The 18,865-nt window shown below is 51.7% G+C and carries 25 protein-coding genes; 8 read left to right on the plus strand and 17 right to left on the minus strand.

Translation table 11 applies throughout. From position 1 onward, the window contains the following. Positions 1-2: 2 nt before the first annotated feature. Both EVJ28_RS11035 and EVJ28_RS11040 read right to left on the minus strand, forming a co-directional pair. Positions 3-1,250, minus strand: coding sequence for a GAF domain-containing protein (locus EVJ28_RS11035; protein WP_131457581.1), 1,248 nt, complete (start codon positions 1,248-1,250; stop codon positions 3-5). Between the two features lie 66 nt (positions 1,251-1,316). Beyond that, entirely contained in the window at positions 1,317-2,156 is an 840-nt protein-coding gene (locus tag EVJ28_RS11040) for a glycoside hydrolase family 191 protein (RefSeq protein ID WP_236634139.1), read from the minus strand. 108 nt (positions 2,157-2,264) lie between these two features. Between EVJ28_RS11040 and EVJ28_RS11045 the strand changes: the two genes are divergently transcribed. Then, positions 2,265-2,660 (plus strand): ion channel, encoded by a 396-nt coding sequence (locus EVJ28_RS11045; RefSeq protein WP_131457582.1) that lies wholly within the window; start codon positions 2,265-2,267, stop codon positions 2,658-2,660. An 11-nt stretch (positions 2,661-2,671) separates the two neighbouring features. On the opposite strand, the gene EVJ28_RS14225 is transcribed toward EVJ28_RS11045, so the two are convergent. The 3 genes from EVJ28_RS14225 to EVJ28_RS11055 are packed head-to-tail and all read right to left on the minus strand — an operon-like array spanning position 2,672 to position 4,310. Continuing rightward, positions 2,672-2,824 (minus strand): hypothetical protein, encoded by a 153-nt coding sequence (locus tag EVJ28_RS14225; RefSeq protein WP_021065921.1) that lies wholly within the window; start codon positions 2,822-2,824, stop codon positions 2,672-2,674. Between the two features lie 47 nt (positions 2,825-2,871). Next, on the minus strand, positions 2,872-3,711 hold the full coding sequence (locus EVJ28_RS11050; RefSeq protein ID WP_131488971.1) for an aminoglycoside 6-adenylyltransferase: 840 nt from the start codon (positions 3,709-3,711) through the stop codon (positions 2,872-2,874). Then, a complete protein-coding gene (locus EVJ28_RS11055; protein ID WP_131464813.1) occupies positions 3,708-4,310 on the minus strand; it encodes a pentapeptide repeat-containing protein in 603 nt (200 codons plus the stop codon). Before EVJ28_RS11055 ends, EVJ28_RS11050 begins: the two co-directional genes overlap by 4 nt. 54 nt (positions 4,311-4,364) lie before the next feature. On the opposite strand from EVJ28_RS11055, the gene EVJ28_RS11060 reads away from it, so the two are divergent. Beyond that, positions 4,365-4,811 carry an NUDIX hydrolase gene (locus tag EVJ28_RS11060; RefSeq protein ID WP_131488973.1) on the plus strand — a complete coding sequence of 149 codons (447 nt, stop codon included), beginning with the start codon at positions 4,365-4,367 and terminating at the stop codon, positions 4,809-4,811. A gap of 15 nt (positions 4,812-4,826) precedes the next feature. Here EVJ28_RS11060 and EVJ28_RS11065 read toward each other — a convergent pair whose 3' ends face one another. After that, on the minus strand, positions 4,827-5,504 hold the full coding sequence (locus tag EVJ28_RS11065; protein ID WP_131457586.1) for a YjjG family noncanonical pyrimidine nucleotidase: 678 nt from the start codon (positions 5,502-5,504) through the stop codon (positions 4,827-4,829). A 72-nt stretch (positions 5,505-5,576) separates the two neighbouring features. Between EVJ28_RS11065 and EVJ28_RS11070 the strand changes: the two genes are divergently transcribed. Further along, entirely contained in the window at positions 5,577-6,419 is an 843-nt protein-coding gene (locus EVJ28_RS11070) for a GNAT family N-acetyltransferase (protein ID WP_161566977.1), read from the plus strand. 112 nt (positions 6,420-6,531) lie between these two features. Further along, a complete protein-coding gene (locus EVJ28_RS11075; RefSeq protein ID WP_131488977.1) occupies positions 6,532-7,989 on the plus strand; it encodes an aldehyde dehydrogenase family protein in 1,458 nt (485 codons plus the stop codon). A gap of 40 nt (positions 7,990-8,029) precedes the next feature. Here EVJ28_RS11075 and EVJ28_RS11080 read toward each other — a convergent pair whose 3' ends face one another. From EVJ28_RS11080 to EVJ28_RS11095, 4 genes are all read right to left on the minus strand, one after another. Continuing rightward, positions 8,030-8,368 carry a zinc ribbon domain-containing protein YjdM gene (locus EVJ28_RS11080; RefSeq protein ID WP_131488979.1) on the minus strand — a complete coding sequence of 113 codons (339 nt, stop codon included), beginning with the start codon at positions 8,366-8,368 and terminating at the stop codon, positions 8,030-8,032. A 66-nt stretch (positions 8,369-8,434) separates the two neighbouring features. Next, the gene (locus tag EVJ28_RS11085; protein WP_131488981.1) at positions 8,435-8,947 is read right to left on the minus strand and encodes a GNAT family N-acetyltransferase; all 513 of its coding nucleotides are present in this window, start codon (positions 8,945-8,947) and stop codon (positions 8,435-8,437) included. 113 nt (positions 8,948-9,060) lie between these two features. Further along, entirely contained in the window at positions 9,061-9,390 is a 330-nt protein-coding gene (locus EVJ28_RS11090; RefSeq protein WP_070329275.1) for a four-helix bundle copper-binding protein, read from the minus strand. A gap of 81 nt (positions 9,391-9,471) precedes the next feature. Continuing rightward, complete coding sequence (locus tag EVJ28_RS11095) at positions 9,472-10,083, minus strand: protein kinase family protein (RefSeq protein ID WP_131457593.1); 612 nt, start codon at positions 10,081-10,083, stop codon at positions 9,472-9,474. A 151-nt stretch (positions 10,084-10,234) separates the two neighbouring features. Between EVJ28_RS11095 and EVJ28_RS11100 the strand changes: the two genes are divergently transcribed. The 3 genes from EVJ28_RS11100 to EVJ28_RS11110 all read left to right on the plus strand — a co-directional run bounded on the left by EVJ28_RS11100 (position 10,235) and on the right by EVJ28_RS11110 (position 13,777). Continuing rightward, complete coding sequence (locus tag EVJ28_RS11100; protein WP_131488983.1) at positions 10,235-11,131, plus strand: aldo/keto reductase; 897 nt, start codon at positions 10,235-10,237, stop codon at positions 11,129-11,131. Positions 11,132-11,418: 287 nt separating this feature from the next. Further along, positions 11,419-12,681, plus strand: coding sequence for a hypothetical protein (locus EVJ28_RS11105; protein ID WP_236634140.1), 1,263 nt, complete (start codon positions 11,419-11,421; stop codon positions 12,679-12,681). Between the two features lie 241 nt (positions 12,682-12,922). Then, positions 12,923-13,777: a pirin family protein gene (locus EVJ28_RS11110; RefSeq protein WP_201738331.1), complete on the plus strand. Its 855-nt coding sequence runs from the start codon at positions 12,923-12,925 to the stop codon at positions 13,775-13,777. A 25-nt stretch (positions 13,778-13,802) separates the two neighbouring features. On the opposite strand, the gene EVJ28_RS11115 is transcribed toward EVJ28_RS11110, so the two are convergent. The 4 genes from EVJ28_RS11115 to EVJ28_RS11130 form a co-directional block, all read right to left on the minus strand. Then, positions 13,803-14,051 carry a hypothetical protein gene (locus EVJ28_RS11115; protein WP_233589656.1) on the minus strand — a complete coding sequence of 83 codons (249 nt, stop codon included), beginning with the start codon at positions 14,049-14,051 and terminating at the stop codon, positions 13,803-13,805. 70 nt (positions 14,052-14,121) lie between these two features. Next, complete coding sequence (locus EVJ28_RS11120; protein ID WP_131488985.1) at positions 14,122-14,901, minus strand: CPBP family intramembrane glutamic endopeptidase; 780 nt, start codon at positions 14,899-14,901, stop codon at positions 14,122-14,124. A gap of 117 nt (positions 14,902-15,018) precedes the next feature. Next, a complete protein-coding gene (locus EVJ28_RS11125; RefSeq protein ID WP_131469901.1) occupies positions 15,019-15,339 on the minus strand; it encodes a hypothetical protein in 321 nt (106 codons plus the stop codon). Between the two features lie 55 nt (positions 15,340-15,394). Continuing rightward, on the minus strand, positions 15,395-15,919 hold the full coding sequence (locus EVJ28_RS11130; RefSeq protein WP_131488987.1) for a GrpB family protein: 525 nt from the start codon (positions 15,917-15,919) through the stop codon (positions 15,395-15,397). 155 nt (positions 15,920-16,074) lie between these two features. Between EVJ28_RS11130 and EVJ28_RS11135 the strand changes: the two genes are divergently transcribed. Next, complete coding sequence (locus EVJ28_RS11135) at positions 16,075-16,617, plus strand: TraR/DksA C4-type zinc finger protein (protein ID WP_131488989.1); 543 nt, start codon at positions 16,075-16,077, stop codon at positions 16,615-16,617. 62 nt (positions 16,618-16,679) lie between these two features. Here the strand turns inward: EVJ28_RS11135 and EVJ28_RS11140 are convergent, their stop codons facing one another. The 3 genes from EVJ28_RS11140 to EVJ28_RS11150 form a co-directional block, all read right to left on the minus strand. Next, positions 16,680-17,666, minus strand: coding sequence for a M23 family metallopeptidase (locus tag EVJ28_RS11140; RefSeq protein ID WP_131457600.1), 987 nt, complete (start codon positions 17,664-17,666; stop codon positions 16,680-16,682). Between the two features lie 166 nt (positions 17,667-17,832). Continuing rightward, positions 17,833-18,003 carry a hypothetical protein gene (locus EVJ28_RS11145; RefSeq protein WP_161566978.1) on the minus strand — a complete coding sequence of 57 codons (171 nt, stop codon included), beginning with the start codon at positions 18,001-18,003 and terminating at the stop codon, positions 17,833-17,835. Between the two features lie 17 nt (positions 18,004-18,020). Further along, positions 18,021-18,818: a GNAT family N-acetyltransferase gene (locus tag EVJ28_RS11150; protein ID WP_131488991.1), complete on the minus strand. Its 798-nt coding sequence runs from the start codon at positions 18,816-18,818 to the stop codon at positions 18,021-18,023. Between the last annotated feature and the right edge of the window lie 47 nt (positions 18,819-18,865).

The raw sequence follows: 18,865 nt of genomic DNA on the forward strand, positions 1-18,865 counted from the left end.
ACTCACACTCCCTTCTGGATCAAAATCCCTTCGATCCGATCATAAATTCGTTGACGGTTCTCCTCACTCGTTCCTGGGAGTAGCAGCAAGAGCTTGTTCTCGTCTTCGTCATAACCGACAATATCAATCTCTCGCAAATACGACTGCACGATCGCTTCAATACTTTCGAGCGAGACTGGTTCATAACCGAGCGCATACTCGAGTACGATGAACGGTTGGTCGTGATGAAGTTTCTTTTGCTCTTGAAGCGCCATTATCTCGATGAACGCCTCTTTCTTATAGAACGATGTGCCCGGGTAGAGCTTCTCGTGTTGCTCTTTACGAATCAAGTTTTGCGCGTTTGTGATTCGCGTCCCAATCCATGAGAACAGGATATTTAATACGTGGAGGTCATCTGTCGTCAGTTTCCGGAGCGGCAGACGCTTAATGACGACAACTTCACGCGTCTCTCCGTCAATCACGATCGGAGCGAGCAACATCGGATCCGTGTCGTCATCATCGAGTTGTCGTAACATCGTTTCTTGGACTTGGAAGAAACGTTTGAACATACTCGACGCCTCATCTAAGAAAATGGTTTGTGGAAACTCTTTCTTCTCGGCTTGGCGAATGATTAGACGCATCGACTTTTGCGATCGATCGACATGATAGATGGCGACGTCGCTCGCCAAGAAATATTTTTTAAGCAGACGAATCGTCTCGCTACGAATCAATTCAGGATGTGGCAAGTCAAGCGAGACAGCTAGTTCGTACAATTGATTTAAACTGTATTCCGATTGAAGTAATTTTTGACGAAGAGTCGTTTGCGAAGTGTTGAGTAAATCGACGGTCTCTTTCAAATACGTGTTTTCATCTTTCAGTTCTTCGTTGCGAAACTGACTGATTTCATAACGCTCTCGAAATGAAGTGCTAAACAAGCCGACGATGACGGTGAGTGCGAAGTAATAGAAAAGGGTGAGAAGTGAGTTTGTATCGTAGAACAGTAAGAAGATATCGCCTCCGACAAGTCCGGTGTAGAGGACTTTGTACAGCAGCAAGACGGCGAAACTAATCAATCCAAAGGTTGTTCCGTAACGTAGCGCGAATAAGATGGCGGCTACATAAAATAGGTTCAAATCATTTTGAATCGTCCCTAAATTGAAAGCTAAATCGATTCCAATCAACAGAGTAAACACGACAAGAATTTCGGCCCACTTAATCCACGGGCGGTCTTGAGCATATAGAATGATAATCCCCTCCCAACGATTAGTCACAGCTTCATAACACGAATGTCATGCTTACTTATTTGGCGCTCGCAGCAAATTCCCCTGCTAATTTTCTTAATCTCCTTCCTGAAAATCCCACGTATCGTAATAAGTGGGTTCATGATAATGGATGAACCCGTTCGCTTCCGCCAAGTCTCGACTAATGGCTTCCTCTTGGTCCGAAACGGTAAGTACCGCAGTCCCATACTGTTCTTGAATCACATTCATCCGGTCCAACATGTCCATCGACCAAGAGTCCGATGTGATCTCCGAATAATTGAACCCCTCCCACATGAACCCATCCACGTATGGAGCGCTCGTTCGTTCAAGCGTTTCGATTCCCCAATTTTGTACAATCGGGACCCCGGGGTAAGTCTGTTTAATCGCTTTTAAAAATGCTTCTAACCCGTTCAATTGTTCAGTCAAGTCTTCGGGATAGTCGAGGTGTACATCGTCGATATCTCCAACCGTGTCTAAAAAGATACCGTCCAAGTGTTTATTGATGACTTGCTTTTGAATTTCGCGCATCAAAATCTTCCGAAAATGGTCCGAACTGATATCCGTCAAATAAGAATCCCATTTCGGAAAATAAATCCGCTCTCCGTCCCGATAGAAAAAATCATCTTGTTTCATTTGACCGATCAGTTCCCGATTCCACGTGTCCGCCTCCATCACGTTTATATAACCGAGCACTTTCGTGCCGTTCGAACGAATCGCTTCAATCTGTTCCGGTGTATACCAAATCGGTTCGATGATCACGAGATCATACCGGGTCATATCCTCAATAATCGCCTCGGTCGGAATGTTGTAAAAAATTTTATACGAGCTGATTTTATCAAAATCAAATGGTTTCTTCGTGGCACATCCACCTAACAGCAGAAGCAGCACTAAACTCGTCAACCTAAAGCGTCGCACACGGACACCTCCTTGTCGCAGAATCCTTCATGGTGCAATCAGGTCCGTTTGACGTCAATTGTTCAGGGAAACAACTTAGTATGACTTAGCAAAAAAGGAGAGATGAGGATGAATACGATTTTACTGACGGTTGCCCTCTTATTCGTCGGACTGAACGTATATACCTTCTTCCGCCGACAGACGTACCGGCAGACTGGATTTGACGGCCGGTTATTCAGCCACCTTTTTATCAGCTTGTTAGGCGTGTTGGTCGGGTTTGCCTTGGTGTATTACGCGTTGTCGTGGGACGGGGTCATTCTCGTCACGTCACTTGAGACGATGACCGCTGTCGAGCCATCATGGCAAAATCTGCTCTATTTCAGCGGCGTCACGCTTCTATCAATTGGATTCGGTGACTTACTGCCGGTTGGGCCGGCCCGTCTGTTCGCCCTACTCGAAGCGGCAATCGGAATCTTGCTCCCGACCGCGTTTTTCGTAAAATCGATGTATAAAAAAGAAGACTGACAAGCAGTCTTCTAGCGTCCAGTGATCAATAAGTACAAATTGAATGCGACGAGTCCAAGCGGAAATAAGGCCACGACAACGATTGGCCATTTCTTCGTCCGGATGCCGACAAATAAGAGTAAACTCCCCACTAGGAGCGCGATGAACGTCGTATACGGATTCAAGCGTCATTCCCCCTTCTATAGAGGGGGTTTCCCGACTCGGCTAAAAACTAATCGTTTGAAGTCCAAAGCGTCGAAAAAGCGTCACGAATCCGCTTGGACTCGTCGTCCCGAAATGAGTTGCCACTTTTCTCCGAAACACGCCGACTGAAGACGCAGAACTGCTCGACCAACGTTTCAAACGCGGCTGCAATCGCCGCAGGATCCGCGACCGGGTATGTCCGTAAGTATGCTTGCCAAGCTTGATTTGATAAGTGGTTCACCAAAGCGTCCCCAGCTTTCCCGATATTCGCGGAAAAGCCGGTCCTATATCCGACATCCCACGCCATCATCTGTCGGAGCATGTCTCGCATGATCGTCACGTGATCGAGCGCATACAGCAGTTGATTGCGCTTCAGTCCTTTCACGACATACAATGACACCCACCAAAACTCGTTCCAACACGACACATAGTCAAACGCGCTCGGACGTTCGACTCGGTACGTCTCATCGCTCGGCACAGGCAGGCCTGCCGTGTCATCTTTATCGAGCATGACGAGACTGAGCGAATCTTCCGCAATCGCCTCCTCCACGACGTGAACAGGGCGAACGGTCAGATCGATCCGATGACCGGCTGCAAACTGGACGAGAAACGCAAACCGCTCGTATCTTGTTTGAGACGGTGACTCGTCCGGGGTCTGCATGATCAACACGTCGCCGAACCGGTCGATCCAAGACCGATCCGTTATAAACGATGATACGTCCAGAACGAAAAATGTGACATCCACATCTTGAAAGCGGTCCGGTGCGACGTTCGGATTGACGAGCGACCCGTTCAAGATGACGCTGCGGACGTCGGCCCGTTCAGTCGCGAAAGCGAGCAGTTTTCCAAGCACGGTCTCCTGTTTCACTCGACGATGGCCCCAAGCGAACGCGCGACTTGGACGGCCTGCATGACGTCGAGTTTCGTCTTTTTGAGCGTAACGTCCGTGAAATCGACCCCGTCCATGTCAGCACCTATGAAGTCGGCAGCCGTACAGTCCGCATGCTGCAGGACGGCACGTGTCAACGCAGCGTTCGTCCAGCGCGACTCCTTCAAGTCCGCCCCGTACAAATCAGCCTCTACTAGACGAACATCCGACCAATCCATTTTTCGGAGCGGTGCGTGACGTAAATTGACGAACGACCAGTCGCCCCCACGAACGGTCACGCCCTCAAACGTACACGACTCGAACGAAGAACCTGTCATCTTGCATTGATCGAACTCACTTAAAAACAAATTCGCCCCATTGAATTGACAGTTTAAAAACGAACTGCCGACGTGGCGCGACGCGTTCCATTTCGAGTCGGTAAAGTCACAGTTGATGAAGCGGCACTGCTCGGTCTCGAACTCGGTCGCGTCGATGTACGTGAACCGACAGTTCTCGAACGTCGTATGTGAAAGTTGAAGGTCGCGGAGCGTCTCCTCTCGAAAATCTTCTCCCTCATAGACTGCATTTGATTGAAACATGCCCTGCCTCCTTGGCGTATACTGGTTGTAGCTAAAGGAATGGAGTGATGAAAGATGGATATCGTATTTCCGACCAATCAAGGCACGTTCAACTACCGCGTCGCCGGCATTTGGGTGAAAGACGGGCACTTGTTGGTCCACCGAAACATAAATGACGACTTTTGGGCGTTGCCGGGCGGTCGTGTCGCTATCGGGGAACAAGCCGAACTCGCTTTGATGCGCGAACTGGAAGAAGAGCTCAACGCGACACTGACGGGAACGACGTTCGCTTTCGTCTCCGAAAATTTCTTCACGTACTTAGAACGCACGGTTCATGAGATCGGCATGTATTTTTATGTATCGGGTGACCTACCGCTCCGGACCGGCGACTTTCACGGACCAGAAGGAGATCACCTCATCTATCGTTGGCAGCCGCTCGAGCAGTTACGCGAACTGACGTTGTATCCAGAGACGCTCTATACGTTGCCCGAGACATTGCCGCCTCATTTCATTGACCGCTGACCTAGTAGCCACGCGTCACAAGATCGTTTTTAGTTCGTTCAAGTCTCGAATCTCATACGTCGTCTCGACCGTTGCCGCGACCTCATCCGGGTTGTACCAACACGTATCGAGCCCGTACATGCGTCCTCCGGCGATGTCCGCCGTCAGCGAGTCACCGACGATGAGTCCGCGCTCTGGCGACACGTTTGGGACACGGTCGAACACGTAATCGAAGAACGGTTTCATCGGCTTTTGCGATCCCGTCGCGTCGGAGACGAACACGTCCTTGAAATACGGGAGCAACCCCGACGCCTCAAGCCGCTTGAACTGTGTCTCTGTCACACCGTTCGTTACGATATAGAGCGGATACTGCTCACTGAGCGTTTGCACGAGTTCGAGTGCCCCGTCGATGATGTGCACCCCGTCGTGCAAATGGTCCCGATAGCGCTGTTCGACTTCATGCGCATCGATCGCAATCCCGAGCGTGTCGAACAGTTGCGTGTGGCGGCCCATCAAGACGTCTTCCCGTCCGACCTCACCGCGCTCGAACGCGCGCCATAGCCCGTTGTTGATCGTCACGTATTGTTGTTTTAACGCATCGGTCATCCGGACGTTATGTGAGGCGAGCAATTGCTCCAAGGCGACGTGCTCGCTCCGTTTAAAGTCTAGCAACGTATCGTCGACATCAAATAAAATAGCTTCATACCGTTTCATAATTTGAATTACCCCTCTCTGCCTCTAATGTACAGGAACAGGCCGAGAAGTTCAAAACAAGGAGTGAGTCACATGGCTAAACGACCGATCACCAATCTCGAGTATTCAGATAAAGAACGTGAATCATTTTTCTACTTGACCGATGAAATGTTCGGCATCGATTTTCGCGGATGGTATTTGGACGGAGAATGGACCGACCGCTATCGCTGTTATTCGTTGACGTTCTACCGGAACATCATCTCGAACGTCAGCATGAGCCGGATGACCCTCGTGACGGACGGAACCGCTCGTGAGATGTATCAAATCGGGACGGTCATGACGGACGAGGACCGACAAGGACAAGGACTCGCCACCCGCGTCTTCAAGCACCTCTTCAAACAACATGACGCCGATGGATTGCCTTATATTTTAGCTTGTAACGAGGGCCTCGAAACGTTTTATGAGAAGCAAGGGTTCACTGTCCAACACGAACCGGAGCTATTTGTCTCCGTGTCGGGCTCGGCGCCCCCGCTCGAACACGTCGACGTCGACGCCGAACGGTGGCGTCGGTTCAAACTGGAGTCGCTCCCGTACTCACCCCGGCTCTATACGACGGACGACATGCATATTTGGATGTTCAGTTTCTATCAAGGCCTGAACGAGGACGTCTATCGCTTCGACGACGTGCATGTCATCTATTTTATTGAGCGCACGCGTCTGCATTTGTTCGCGGTGCTGTCGCCTCGGCCTGTCGATATGCGTGATGTCGTGGCGCGGCTCTCCTTCGAAGAGATCACGGAAATCGTCTTTGAATTCACACCTGACTTGGCCGATGTCGAACAGCGTGCGTCACATGACGGTCAATGGATGATCCGCATGAGTGACGGCCACCTTTTCCCGGAAGGCTGTCGCTTCCCGAGTTTATCGAAAGCATAAAGATACCAAAATCAACTAGTTGGTAAAGCAAGCTAGTACACATTCTAATGTTTAATTTTCGACAAGAGGTGAATACTTCTTATGGTGAAGCAAAAAACAAAGGAGTGTTCTTATGCATACCGATTTTACGAAGATGTACATTGGTGGCCAGTGGGTCGACGGTTCGAGCGACAAGTCGATCGACAACGTCAACCCGTTCACGGACGAGAAGCTGTTCTCGATCCGGTCAGCAGACGAGTCCGATCTCGACAAGGCATATCAGGTAGCTAAGGAAGCGCAAGGCGAATGGGCGGTCATGCTGCCGCAAGAGCGCCGCGCCCTGATCGAGCGGTTCGCTGAACTGACGTTACACTACAAAGACGACATCATCGACTGGCTCGTGAAAGAGTCAGGAAGCACCCGCATCAAGGCAGAAGGCGAATTCGCCGCCTCGATGGCAATCATTAAAGAGGCGTCGACGTTCCCGTTCCGGATGGACGGCCTGATCAAACCGTCGATCGTACCGAACAAAGAGAACCGGGTCTACCGGAAGCCGCTCGGCGTCATCGGCGTCATCAGCCCATGGAACTTCCCGTTTCATCTCGCAGTCCGTTCAATCGTCTCGGCGCTCGCGACCGGCAACACGGTCGTCGTCAAACCAGCGACGGCGACACCGGTCACTGGCGGGCTCCTGTTCGCTTCATTGTTTGAAGAAGCCGGGCTCCCGAAAGGCGTCTTGAATATCGTCGTCGGTCGCGGCTCTGAGATTGGCGATGCCATCGTCGAGCACCCGATCCCAAAACTCATCTCGTTCACGGGATCGACCGAGGTCGGGAAAGGCATTGCCGAGAAGGCCGGACGTCTGTTGAAGAAGACCGCGCTCGAACTCGGCGGCAACAACGTCTTCGTCGTCCTAGACGATGCTGATATCGACCGCGCTGTCGAGTCGGCCGTCTACAGCAAGTTCTTCCATCAAGGTCAGATCTGTATGTCGACGAACCGGATTCTCGTCGACGAATCGATTCATGACACGTTCCTCGAACGGTTCAACGAACGTGTCCGCGGCCTTAAATTCGGAAATCCGAATGAAGCCGATACACAAGTCGGACCGCTCATCGACCATGATCAAATCGATCGTATCCTCGACCAAATCGATCAGACGGTCAACGCCGGGGCGACGCTCCACGTCGGTGGCAAAGCGAACGGCAACGTGCTCGAACCGACCGTCCTTAGCGGTGTCACGAACGACATGCCGCTCGCCAAAAATGAGATCTTCGGACCGGTCGCCGTCATCTTGTCATTCAAAGACGACGAAGAAGCGCTCCATATCTCGAACGAACTTCCATATGGTCTTAGCGGAGCCGTCCACGGTTCGATTTACCGGGCGACCGAGTTCGCTCGCCGCGTCGAGACCGGGATGATCCACATCAACGACCAATCGGTGAACGACGAGCCGCACTTGCCGTTCGGCGGTGAGAAAGACTCAGGGCTCGGCCGCTTCAACGGCGAATGGGTGCTCGAGGAGTTCACGACGCTCCAATGGGTATCTGTCATGCATGAACGCCGTGAATACAAGCCGTTCTTCTCGTAATACAAAAAACTGTTTCGGTCCGTGGACCGAAACAGTTTTTTCATAGTTTCTTGACGAATTCTGACTTGAGCTTCATCGCGCCGAACCCATCGATTTTGCAATCGATATCGTGGTCGCCGTCGATGAGGCGGATACTTTTCACTTTCGTCCCTTGTTTGACGACGAGTGACGTACCTTTCACTTTCAAGTCTTTGATGACCGTGACCGTATCTCCATCTTGGAGCACGTTCCCGTTCGCGTCTTTAACCTCAGCGTCCGCCTCGGCCTCGGCCGCCTCGCTCGGTGACCACTCGTAAGCACATTCCGGGCAGACGAGCAAAGCGCCATCTTCATAGACGTAGGCCGACTGACATTTTGGGCAATTCGGTAGTTCTGTCATCTTGATTCCTCCATTCGATTCACTGTTGCCAGTATACCGTATTTCAGAAGTGTCGATAGACAACATTTAGCCTTCTTGCGGTGTTTCGGGACCTGTCAAATCCAATTGATAAAATGACAAGTCGAGCCATTTTCCAAATTTGTAGCCGGCTCGTTTGATCGTCCCTGAATGAACGAAGCCCAATTTTTCATGCGCTTTGATACTCGCGATGTTGGCAGCGTCGATTCCGCCGATCATCGTCTTATAGTCACGCGCTTCCGCGATGCGAATGATCTCACGAAGCAACTTGTTGCCGACACCTTTGCCGCGATAGCTCGGATGGACGTAGACAGAATGTTCGATCGTGTAATGATAGGCCGGCCATGGACGGAACGGACCAAACGTGGCGAAACCCATGACGACGTCGCCGTCTTGCCAGACGATGACGGGGTGTCCGGACGCTTTTTTATCTTCATACCAGGCGACTCGATTTTGAAGCGTCACCGGTTCATAGTGATAGACGGCAGTACTGTTGACGATGGCGTCATTGTAAATATGTAAGACGGCTTGAAGGTCGTCACGACGGCAATTACGGATCATACATACACCACTTTCATGAGTTTTCTTCATTATACGTATCTCGCTCTCAAAACACACGTCGCGACGCATTTTCCACAAAAAAAGGTCAGTCGCGTCGACTGACCGTATTCCGCTCAAGCTGCTAAGCGGTCGCACATCGAAGCGCATTCGAAGCAAACGCGCGCACACTCTTGGCAGTGCTCGTGCTTATGTTTTTCGCACTCTTGGGCGCACGCCTTACACATGACCGCACAAGCCCGTGCGAGTTCGGGCACGAATGCCGAATCCCGTGTCATCGCCTCGGCGAGGAACGAGCACATAGCGGCACATTCGCGGTCGAGCCGGATGCAATCGACCATCATCTTCACATCGCGCTCTTCAAGACACGATTCAAGACAGTAGTTACACGTCTCCACACAGTCATGCAACGTTTCAAGTTCATTCGCATAAATTCGGTGAGCCATTCGGACGTCCTCCTTTTTTAGTGACACGACAACGATACGTTACTGTTGTTCCCTAATCGCCAAAATAAAAACGACCTTCGACTAGCGTCTCGGATCGTTGACAAACGTGCGGTATAAATAGGCGATCCCGTTCAACAGCCGCTCGGAATATCGTTTCGGCACGAAGCGGAGCCGGTAGAGCCGATACATCCGTTTCAAGTCTTCCCATTGATGGTCGATATGCTGCCCTTGCCGGAACCGGGCCAAATCGATCAAATAGATGCGGCCTTGCGGACTGAGGATGATGTTGCGCAAATGTACGTCTGACGGGGTCAGTCCAAGCTGCCGCGCCTTAATCAGCGCCTCGTCGACTTGCTCGATGTACGCCGCGTCAATCCAAATCCCTTCGGTCAAACACTCGAACAGCGTTTTGCCTTCGATATAATCGATGACGATATAGTTCGGCCCGACTTCGTACAAATGCGGGAACTGGGGCAGCCCTTCGAGCGTACGATAAATCACGGCTTCTTCCGCCGCGATTTGAGTATAGCCCGGGAAGAACACTTTGATGACGAGTCGCGTATCTTTCACGCGAAATACGGCGGCGCTCCGTCCGATCCCATGCAGCTCGAGGTCTTGGTGATAAGCGGTGACACGCGTCTCGTGAACGTCTTGTTCGAACGACACGTCCGCATAAATTTCATAACAATTCATGAAGAACTCCTCTTTCTGTTTGTCTCTCGTCTATCATAACGGATTCCGTCACGATTGACCCTGTTTCAGCATCCCTGCTCGCGCGCAGAAAGTGACGCTGTTGGACAATACCCGTATAATGAAAGCGACAGACAATTAGGAGGAATCGATTATGCAACGAATCGCACTAACGGAAGACTTATCGTTCTCACGCATCATCCACGGAATGTGGCGTCTCGCCGAATGGGAGATGAGCCCACAGGAGCGTCTCACGTTCATCGAGCAATGTATCGAGCTCGGCATCACGACGTTCGACCACGCCGACATTTATGGCGGGTATACGTGTGAAGGATTATTTGGAGAGGCGTTGCGCCTCAAACCTTCGCTTCGCGACCAAATCGAAATCGTGACGAAGACGGGCATCAAATTGACCGGCTCATTCAACCCCGGCCAAACGCTCAACCATTATGATACGACGAAAGCACATATCATCAGCCAAACCGAACGTTCTTTGAGCGAGCTCGGAATTGACCAGATTGATACACTTTTGATCCATCGTCCCGATCCGCTCATGGATCCAGATGAAGTCGCCGAGGCGTTCATCACGTTGCAACAGAGCGGAAAAGTCCGGACGTTAGGCGTCTCGAACCACGTGCCGTCGACACAGCAATTGCTGCAGTCACGGCTACCGTTCCAACTCGTGACGAACCAGCTCGAGCTCTCGCCGATGCAGTTGAAACATTTCGAAGATGGTTCTGTCGACCTATGTCACGAAAAGCGGATGCCGCTCATGGCCTGGAGCCCGCTCGCCGGAGGCCAGTTATTCTCTGCAGACGACTACGCGCCGCTTCGTGAAAAACTTGAAGAGATCCGCGTCCGTCATGACGCTAGCGGTATCGATTCAATCGTCTATGCTTGGCTACTTAAGCATCCGGTCAATATCATGCCGATCATCGGCTCTGGGAAAATTGAACGAGTCCGCACCGGTGTCGACGCACTCGAAATCGAGCTCAGCCGTGAAGAATGGTTCGAAATTTTGAAAGCTTCACGCGGTCGCGACGTCGACTAAAAGAATATAAAAACCAATAAATACCTATAAAACCCATAATTTATTTCAACGCTTTCTATTCGTTTTTTAGCAATGACGCTATATCAAGGTTCATTCGTCAAAAATCGACAACGTTGAAATCGAGAAATTCCATTTCATATCCATAAGTGTAAATCAGACCCGCTCAGTTCAAGTCGAGCGGGTTTTTCGCTTTTTTATTTAAAAAACACATTAGTTTTCCTAAGACTAAAGTCACAAAAAAATGGTGCTACAATGATGAAAGTTATTCATCGAAGGAGTGCACCGCTGTGAAAAAGTACCTGCTTTTCTGTACGCTCGCCATTTTATCATTCCTGTTTGGATGTGAGGAAGAACATGCTTTTCGTTTACATACAGCTCCAGAGTACTATCAAGGTCGCGCCACGCTTCCTTCGGGGCAACAGATCGAGATGACCGAGTCCGACCGGACGAACGTGCTCGATGCTTGTTATCCAGAAGATGCGATCACGACCGTTCCCGCCGGCGACCGCCGTTTAGTCGGAACGGTCACGTTGACGCAGCCGTTGACGACGACAACGTCAACCGAAGCGTTCCCGACCGCCACATTCTTTGAAGTGGAGAATCAGTTTTACGTGCAATGTCAGGTAGGCACAATCACTTATATCAAACAAGTCGCATCCGTTCCCGACAGTCTCACGGCTTTTCAAGACTTGTCCGTCACTTATCCGTCCATCTCGAAACTGCGAAACGCTCAACCGCACGAACGACTTCAATTTCTAAACGAGATGGACAAACCGGTCGGCAACGAACCGTATCCGCTCCGGACTGCTCTCGAGCAAACGCTCGTCCACGTGACGATGCCGTTCAACGGTTCATATGAGTTCACGTTCGAGTCAACGGATACGGCCGAGACCCTCGTGGTCCCTATTGATTTATCTTCTAGACAGCCGTTTCTCTCGATCGGGTTTGGTACCGAGTCGGCTGATGGCGAACAGCGCTACGGGATTTATACCTCGTCAAACCAAGAGCTCTATCGCGACGTGATCCGACCGTTCGACGCGTCGTTCGACCGTTTTCTAGGAGCCCAGCAAACTAGTACGCTCCCATCGACACTCGTAGCGAACAAACGCTATCCGTTGTTCAGCTTCTCGTTCACCCGCGATGGAAAAGCCCATAAACAAGTCGTGTCGATCACCTATAAAGAAGAAACCTTGTTGCGCGGGGATAGCTTGAAGAACGAAATGCGCCAACAATTCGACCACCGCCGGCACGTCGTCTTTCACGAGCTCGCCTTGATCGGTACGGAATCGAAAGACGAGCCGTTTTTAAGCCACGCTACAGCTGACGATACGCAATTCATCTTCAATGCGATCGAGCGCGCGAAAGCCGTCTCGAAAGCCGGCGCACCTGCCCCGAACCCTTATTTGACCGTCTTCGAAGGCATATGTGCGCAAACGTTCGACGTCAGCTATGAAGGAAATGACGTGTTTTTGACGAATACGAAGACAGGGTCTCATTTCCAGCTGCTCCGCGACGATGCGGCCAAGTGGCAGGCCCAATTCATGGAGTAAAGTCCCAAACGTTCGACGTGATGCTCCATGAATGGTCCAAAAAGACGGACGTCTATGTCACGACCAAAGGTAACCACTACAAACTCAGTTCCGAGGACAGCGCCACCTGGCTGTCGCTCGCCCCTTATTGACAGACGGTCTCCTGCCCGTCTGTCTTTGCACGTTCAGAGAGCAAAATCACCCGTTTCAAGATCGGCCATATGCGACAATGAAGCCAAACGCTTCCGAAGGAGATGGTCTGATGACGAAACGATTTGACCGCGATGTCGCCGCACACTGGCAAGTCACGTATAAACAGAACGGCTATCCGCACGTCCAACAAGGGTGGGTGTTACCCCCGGAACGAAAAGACGAGTTCGACCCCTTCATTTTAATGGCCGAGGATTGGTTCAAGCGTGGCACATTCTCTGACCATCCGCACCGCGGGTTTCAGACGATCACCTACGTCATCGACGGTCGGCTCGAACATATCGATAACCATGGCGGTCACTCGATTTTAGACGCCGGTGACGTTCAATATATGAACGCCGGTTGGGCGGCCCGGCATGCCGAGGAAGCCGTCGATGACGACTTGATCCATACGCTGCAACTATGGCTCAACTTGCCAAAATCGCTCAAATCGACGACGACTTCCTATCAGAACGTATATGTCGAAGACGCCCCGGTCGTACCAATCGACGGCGGGCAGATGCGCGTCTACTCCGGCGACGTCGCCGGGGTAACGGGGCCGATGAACAGCCTCGTGCCGATCACGATGAGCGAAATCAGTTTGAAAGCCGGTGCCGTCTACGAGCACGTCTTGCCGACAAATCATAACGGATTCGTCTACGTGCTCGCCGGTTCAGTCGAGCTCGGCACGTCGGCGACCCCGCTCGCGAAAACGCACGTGGCGACGCTCACGTACGACGAAACAGCGGACAGCATGAGCGCACTCCGCGTCAAAGCGACGTCACGGGCCCGCCTGCTCGTCTACTCAGGACAGCCGATCCGTGAGGACTACATCGCCCATGGTCCGTTCGTCATGAATACCGAGGACGAGATTCGCCAAGCGTTCCGCGATTATCATGCCGGTAGTTTCGGACCCCCGGCACAATAACAAAAAGCCACGCGGCCGCGTGGCTTTACTTCGTTTTATCCGGCATGAGTACCGTCTGCTGGGTCGGAACCCGACCGATCGGTACGGTCCGTTCGACGAGGACGTATCGTTTCCCGTCCACCTCAAACTTCCGGTCGCCGAGATAATGGGCCGACTTGCCGTCCTCATAGAGTTTCGTCAAAATCGCCGGCACGTATTGATTCAAGTCCGTGTGATGATCATCGAGCGTCATGACGATATTGCCTTTGCTGTATCCCATCCACTGGTTCGACATGAAAAACATTAAAGAAATCACTCCGATGATCCCAATCACTAAAATAACCGTTTCCATCCAATCCCTACTTTCAACGTTTATGAAATTGCTCGTCATAACGACGGGCCAATACGAGCACGAGTCCAATCAAAAGTACCGATGAGATCGCCGGAATGAAGTCCGGCAACGCATCCCCGGCGCTCAAAAAATTGAACGTTCCGTGAAACAGGATAGCCGGCCAGATGCTGAAGTCAGCCTGAACGGTCAACCAGCCTAAAAAGAAGGAGCCGAAGATAAGTCCAATCGTCCAACCGGCAATCATGAACACCGACATGTCTTGAAAATCTGGGTCGTATAAAAAGACAGGCACATGCCAAAGCGCCCAAACGAGCGCGACCACGAGCGTCGCCGGTCGGACCGCCATCCGTTCTGATAGTGTCGGCAGCAAATACCCGCGCCACCCGCTCTCCTCACCAAACCCGTATGTCGCCACCCAAACGAGCCATAACACAAACGGCGACCAGTCCGGAAGCTTGTCGTTGGCAAACCAATTCGAACTATTTGAGACTTCCGGCGTCATACTGACAACGAGGACACCGATTGCGAAAAACAAAACGGGTAGAGACACGGCGAGTAACGTCCAGCGAATCGTCAAGCGGCCATAGGCGCGCTCAAACAATCGACGACACCCTGACCACCCATCCGTCCAAGCCGTCGTCAGCCATGCCGCGACGAGCGGTCCGAACGCCCCAGCGAAATGCAGCAGCGAAGACGAAGCACCGGTCGAGCGGACGAGCCAGATGTTCAGACCCCACCATGACCATGACCACGCGAACGTCAACACGATAAATAGCACGAGGCGCCGCGTCATGACCCGTCTCCCCTTTCTAAAGGTGCTTCACGACGATTTGACGTTTCGCTCGAAAGCCGACACGTTCGTAAAACGTGGCGGCTTCTTCGTTAACCGAACTAGTGGGGCGCAAGCGCATCATAAACCGCCCCCAGTGTGCGTGCCGTTTCGATCTTCCGTGATCCCGTGTGGCTTTTCATCACCACGCAACACGTGGTTCGAACTGACCGTCGCTGTTCCGTTCAACCGGCGCTGAATCGGACGGGCGAGGAAATAGCCGCCGAACAACGAAGCCGGAAAAACGAGAGCGGCTGTCCCTAAGACGAGATACGTGTAACGTTGAATCTCTTCCGTTGCCGGGACGAACTGATGGACCCCATAGCGCAAGCCAAAGAATAATCCGACGAATACGAGCGCGACAAACGCGTACTCGATACATTTCCCAAGAAATTGCTTCATCCTGTTTCCCCCTCAACTTGTTATTTATCGTTACGAGATGAAGCGGAAAAAAGTTTCATGTCTGTTGCTGGGACAAATACCAAAGCGTCGCCACTCGCTCCGTTTCGGACACCCATTCTTGTTTTCCTTGGATGTAGCTTTCGATATCTTCAGGATGTTGGCTCGCGAGCTGTTGTTTGAGAGCGGCATATTCGGCACGTACGTCCGGAAACGCCATCAAGTAGTCCCGAAAGGCCAAATGCCGGACGACCCCTTCGTCCCCTTCCTCGAAGACGTGGACATGGACCGTCCGCACGTCCTCACCTTTGGCGAAGAAGCGCCGTCTCGGAATACCGTGCTCGCCGAAACTGCGATAACCGAGGGCCTCCATGTGGCCGATCAATCCATCGACGCGTTCGATTTGGCGAACGACCGGCATGATATCGATGATCGGTTTGGCGTCAAGCCCCGGGACAGACGTGCTTCCGATATGATGAATCACAATCAGTTCACCGTCGAGCAATCGTTCGAGCCTGCTCGACTCGTCCTCAAACTTTTCCGTCCATGCTGTATCGTATTCCACAACCTCAACTTTTCTCATGTTGCTTCCTCCTTATTCCACGACAATTGACACTCATTGTCATCATACCCGTTTTCTCAAGTCTTTAGAAATCCGCTTTGCCGACAGAAAGGTTTGTCGCGTCGCAAAATGGGAAATGCTTATACTAATGAAATCAGAACTGGAGAGTGGACCGTATGTTGACACAAAAACAAATCGATACGTTCAAAGAACGTCTACTAAAAGAGAAAGCCAAGACCGAAGGGTATCTGGAAAATCGTGAAGAAGTTTACGACGAAGGAGAGTTGTCGCACTATGACAACCATCCCGCCGATTCGGGAGAAGAGCTGTTTTTACGCGAACGTGACCACGCACTCACCGAACTCGACGAAGAATTTTTAACGGACGTCGATAAGGCGCTTCTCGCCATCAAAAACGGGACGTACGGAAAATGTGAAGTGTGCGGGAAAGAAATTGAACTCGATCGGCTCGAGATCATCCCAGAAGCGACGCTTTGCATCAAACATGCACGTGAGCAGGAAGAACAAGAGCATCAAACAGACCTCGATCGTCCGGTCGAAGAAGATGTCCTCAATGCGTCTGAGACGGCTGCCCATAAACAGCTCGACGGAACAGATGACGCCGGGAAAAGTACTGACGCCTTCAGCCAAGTCGAAGACTTCGGAAGCTCGGATACAATCGCCGACACCAAAGGCAATCACGATCCAACCCGCGAATGAACGAGAGCCGCTGTAATGCGGCTTTTTTTGCGCAAAAAAACACGACGCTACGTCGCGTCGTGTCAATAAACCGCTTTGATTGGTGATGTGCCGCCGAGTACTTCCGCTACGTCCATCGGATTGACCGTATTGCCGGCCGAACTTGACGAGTAACCGTATTTTCCTTGATGCACCTCGAAATGTAAGTGAGGACCTGAAGAATTGCCCGTGTTGCCGATTTGGCCGATGCCTTCACCTTGAAGCAACGCTTGGCCTTTCTTCACTTCGATTTTATGCATATGGGCGTAGACGGTCGTCCACTTCTGTCCGTTCAAGTCATGCTCGATGAAGACGTGCTTGCCGTAAGGGCCGCTCGTCTTGACGTCGATGACCTTGCCGTCAGCCGCTGCATAGATCGGTGTCCCGACTTTGGCGGCGATATCGATCCCGTTGTGGAACGTATAGCCGAATTGTCCACTAGCAGGGCCGAACCCTTGTGACAGACGTCCCGTCGCCGGAATCATAAACTGATCTGGTGCGATTGCCGCTTTTTGCTTCTTCAAATCTGTTAATTGCGCAGCTTGTGCCTTCAACTGCTTATACGCTGCCGCATGTGAAGCCTTCGCCTGTTCCCGCTCGGCCTTCACTTCGGCCTGTTGATCACTCAATTCGTCTAACGCTCGAGCAGCTTCGGCTTCTCTCGCTTTTAAATCTGTCTCGGCTTTTTCGGATTCCGCCGCTTCCGCCTTCGCGCTAGGAAGGACAGACGACAGTACTTGTTTAAACAAAGACGTCTCTTCAGGGGTCGAAGCCGTTTCATACGCTTCGAGCTGAGTGCTTACTTGATCTAGTTTAGCTTGAAGCGCATCCGCCCGCGTCTCGACGGTCTGCACATGACGCTTCGCCTTTTCAACCGCTTGCTTTGATGCGCGAACATCACGCTCTATCTTCTGAAGGGACTTCGTCGTCTTGACGAGCTCTTGCGGGGTAAGTTGATCTGCTGAGGCCGACGCCGGGCCATTCAAAACGAGTACGCCGACACCGACAGTTAGTAAAAGTTGTTTCCACATATATTGATAAAACCTCCAAATAGGATGATTCGCTAGCTATATAAAAAGCTACAAGTGCGAATATATCACCCCTACCTGAAAAGTTCAATATATGAAGCATTTCATTTATATGTCTAACATTTCAAAACGGTGAGCAAGCACTCTCACAAACTTCACGAATAGTTCATCACCGTTTGTCTCGCTTCATTTTTAGGACGACAAAGACAATACCCACAGCAGTTATAAACGTCACCGCCGGGCCCCCGAACAGAAAGACACGGTCGATTGACGGCGACAAGTTCGTCGTCAATCCGAGAATCGTGAACAAGTTTCCGACGATGAGACCGACCATCAACATGGGAAGAAGACGTCTCATCAGACACCCGTCTCGCGCTTCACCATCTCAAACTGGGCGATGGCATCTTGTTTGAACCCGAGCGTTCGCGCCGCCTCGATCAATGCAGGACGATCCGACGTGAGCGTCAACTTGATCGGTCCATTCGCTGCGGCCGCCCGTAGGAGCCATTCCGCATCCTCATCCCGGCCGAAAACGTCGAGGAGGACGCCTGACCGGAACAAGAGCGCCCCTGTTTTGTCGCCTTCTGTGATCCGGACGAGCTCCGCTCGTTGCTGGGTCGTCCGGGCGTCCGTTTGCCAGATCGGTCGGTGCGATGCCGACGGGTAATAGCGATTGAACAGCGTCACGATCGGTTCGATCGCGCGTGTCGCTTCCGTTTCGGTCGGAACGGAGTCGAAATAAAAGATTTCGCGTACCGTCTCGTACCCGAGCCGCTCGTACAAAGCGAGTGCCGAGTCGTTGCCTTGGATGACTTCAAGTAGACGTGTCCCCGTTGCCTGCTCGTCAAAACGGCGCATCAACTCGCGGGCAATCCCTATTTTCCGAAACGCAGGGGAGACGGCCAGACCACCGCAACGCGTGACCCAACCTGTCTCTAAATGGGCCACCCCACTCAAGACGACACCGACCGGACGTCCGTCCGCATACGCGACGATGGAGCGTGACGGTTGATTTTGATCCCGGACGAGGAAGGTCGATTCGAATCCTGCCGCATCCATGTCAAAGCGAATTATGTAATCAGAAAACCCGTCCATGAAAGCTTGATACATGTCGGATAGTGGTGCATTTTGTTGATACGAGATCTGTTGGTCCATAGTTGGTCCTTTCCCATTCATTTTTTGTATACTGAAAGTGCGCTACT

It is taken from the genome of Exiguobacterium sp. SH3S3, assembly GCF_004337115.1.
Lineage (GTDB): Bacteria > Bacillota > Bacilli > Exiguobacteriales > Exiguobacteriaceae > Exiguobacterium > Exiguobacterium aurantiacum_A.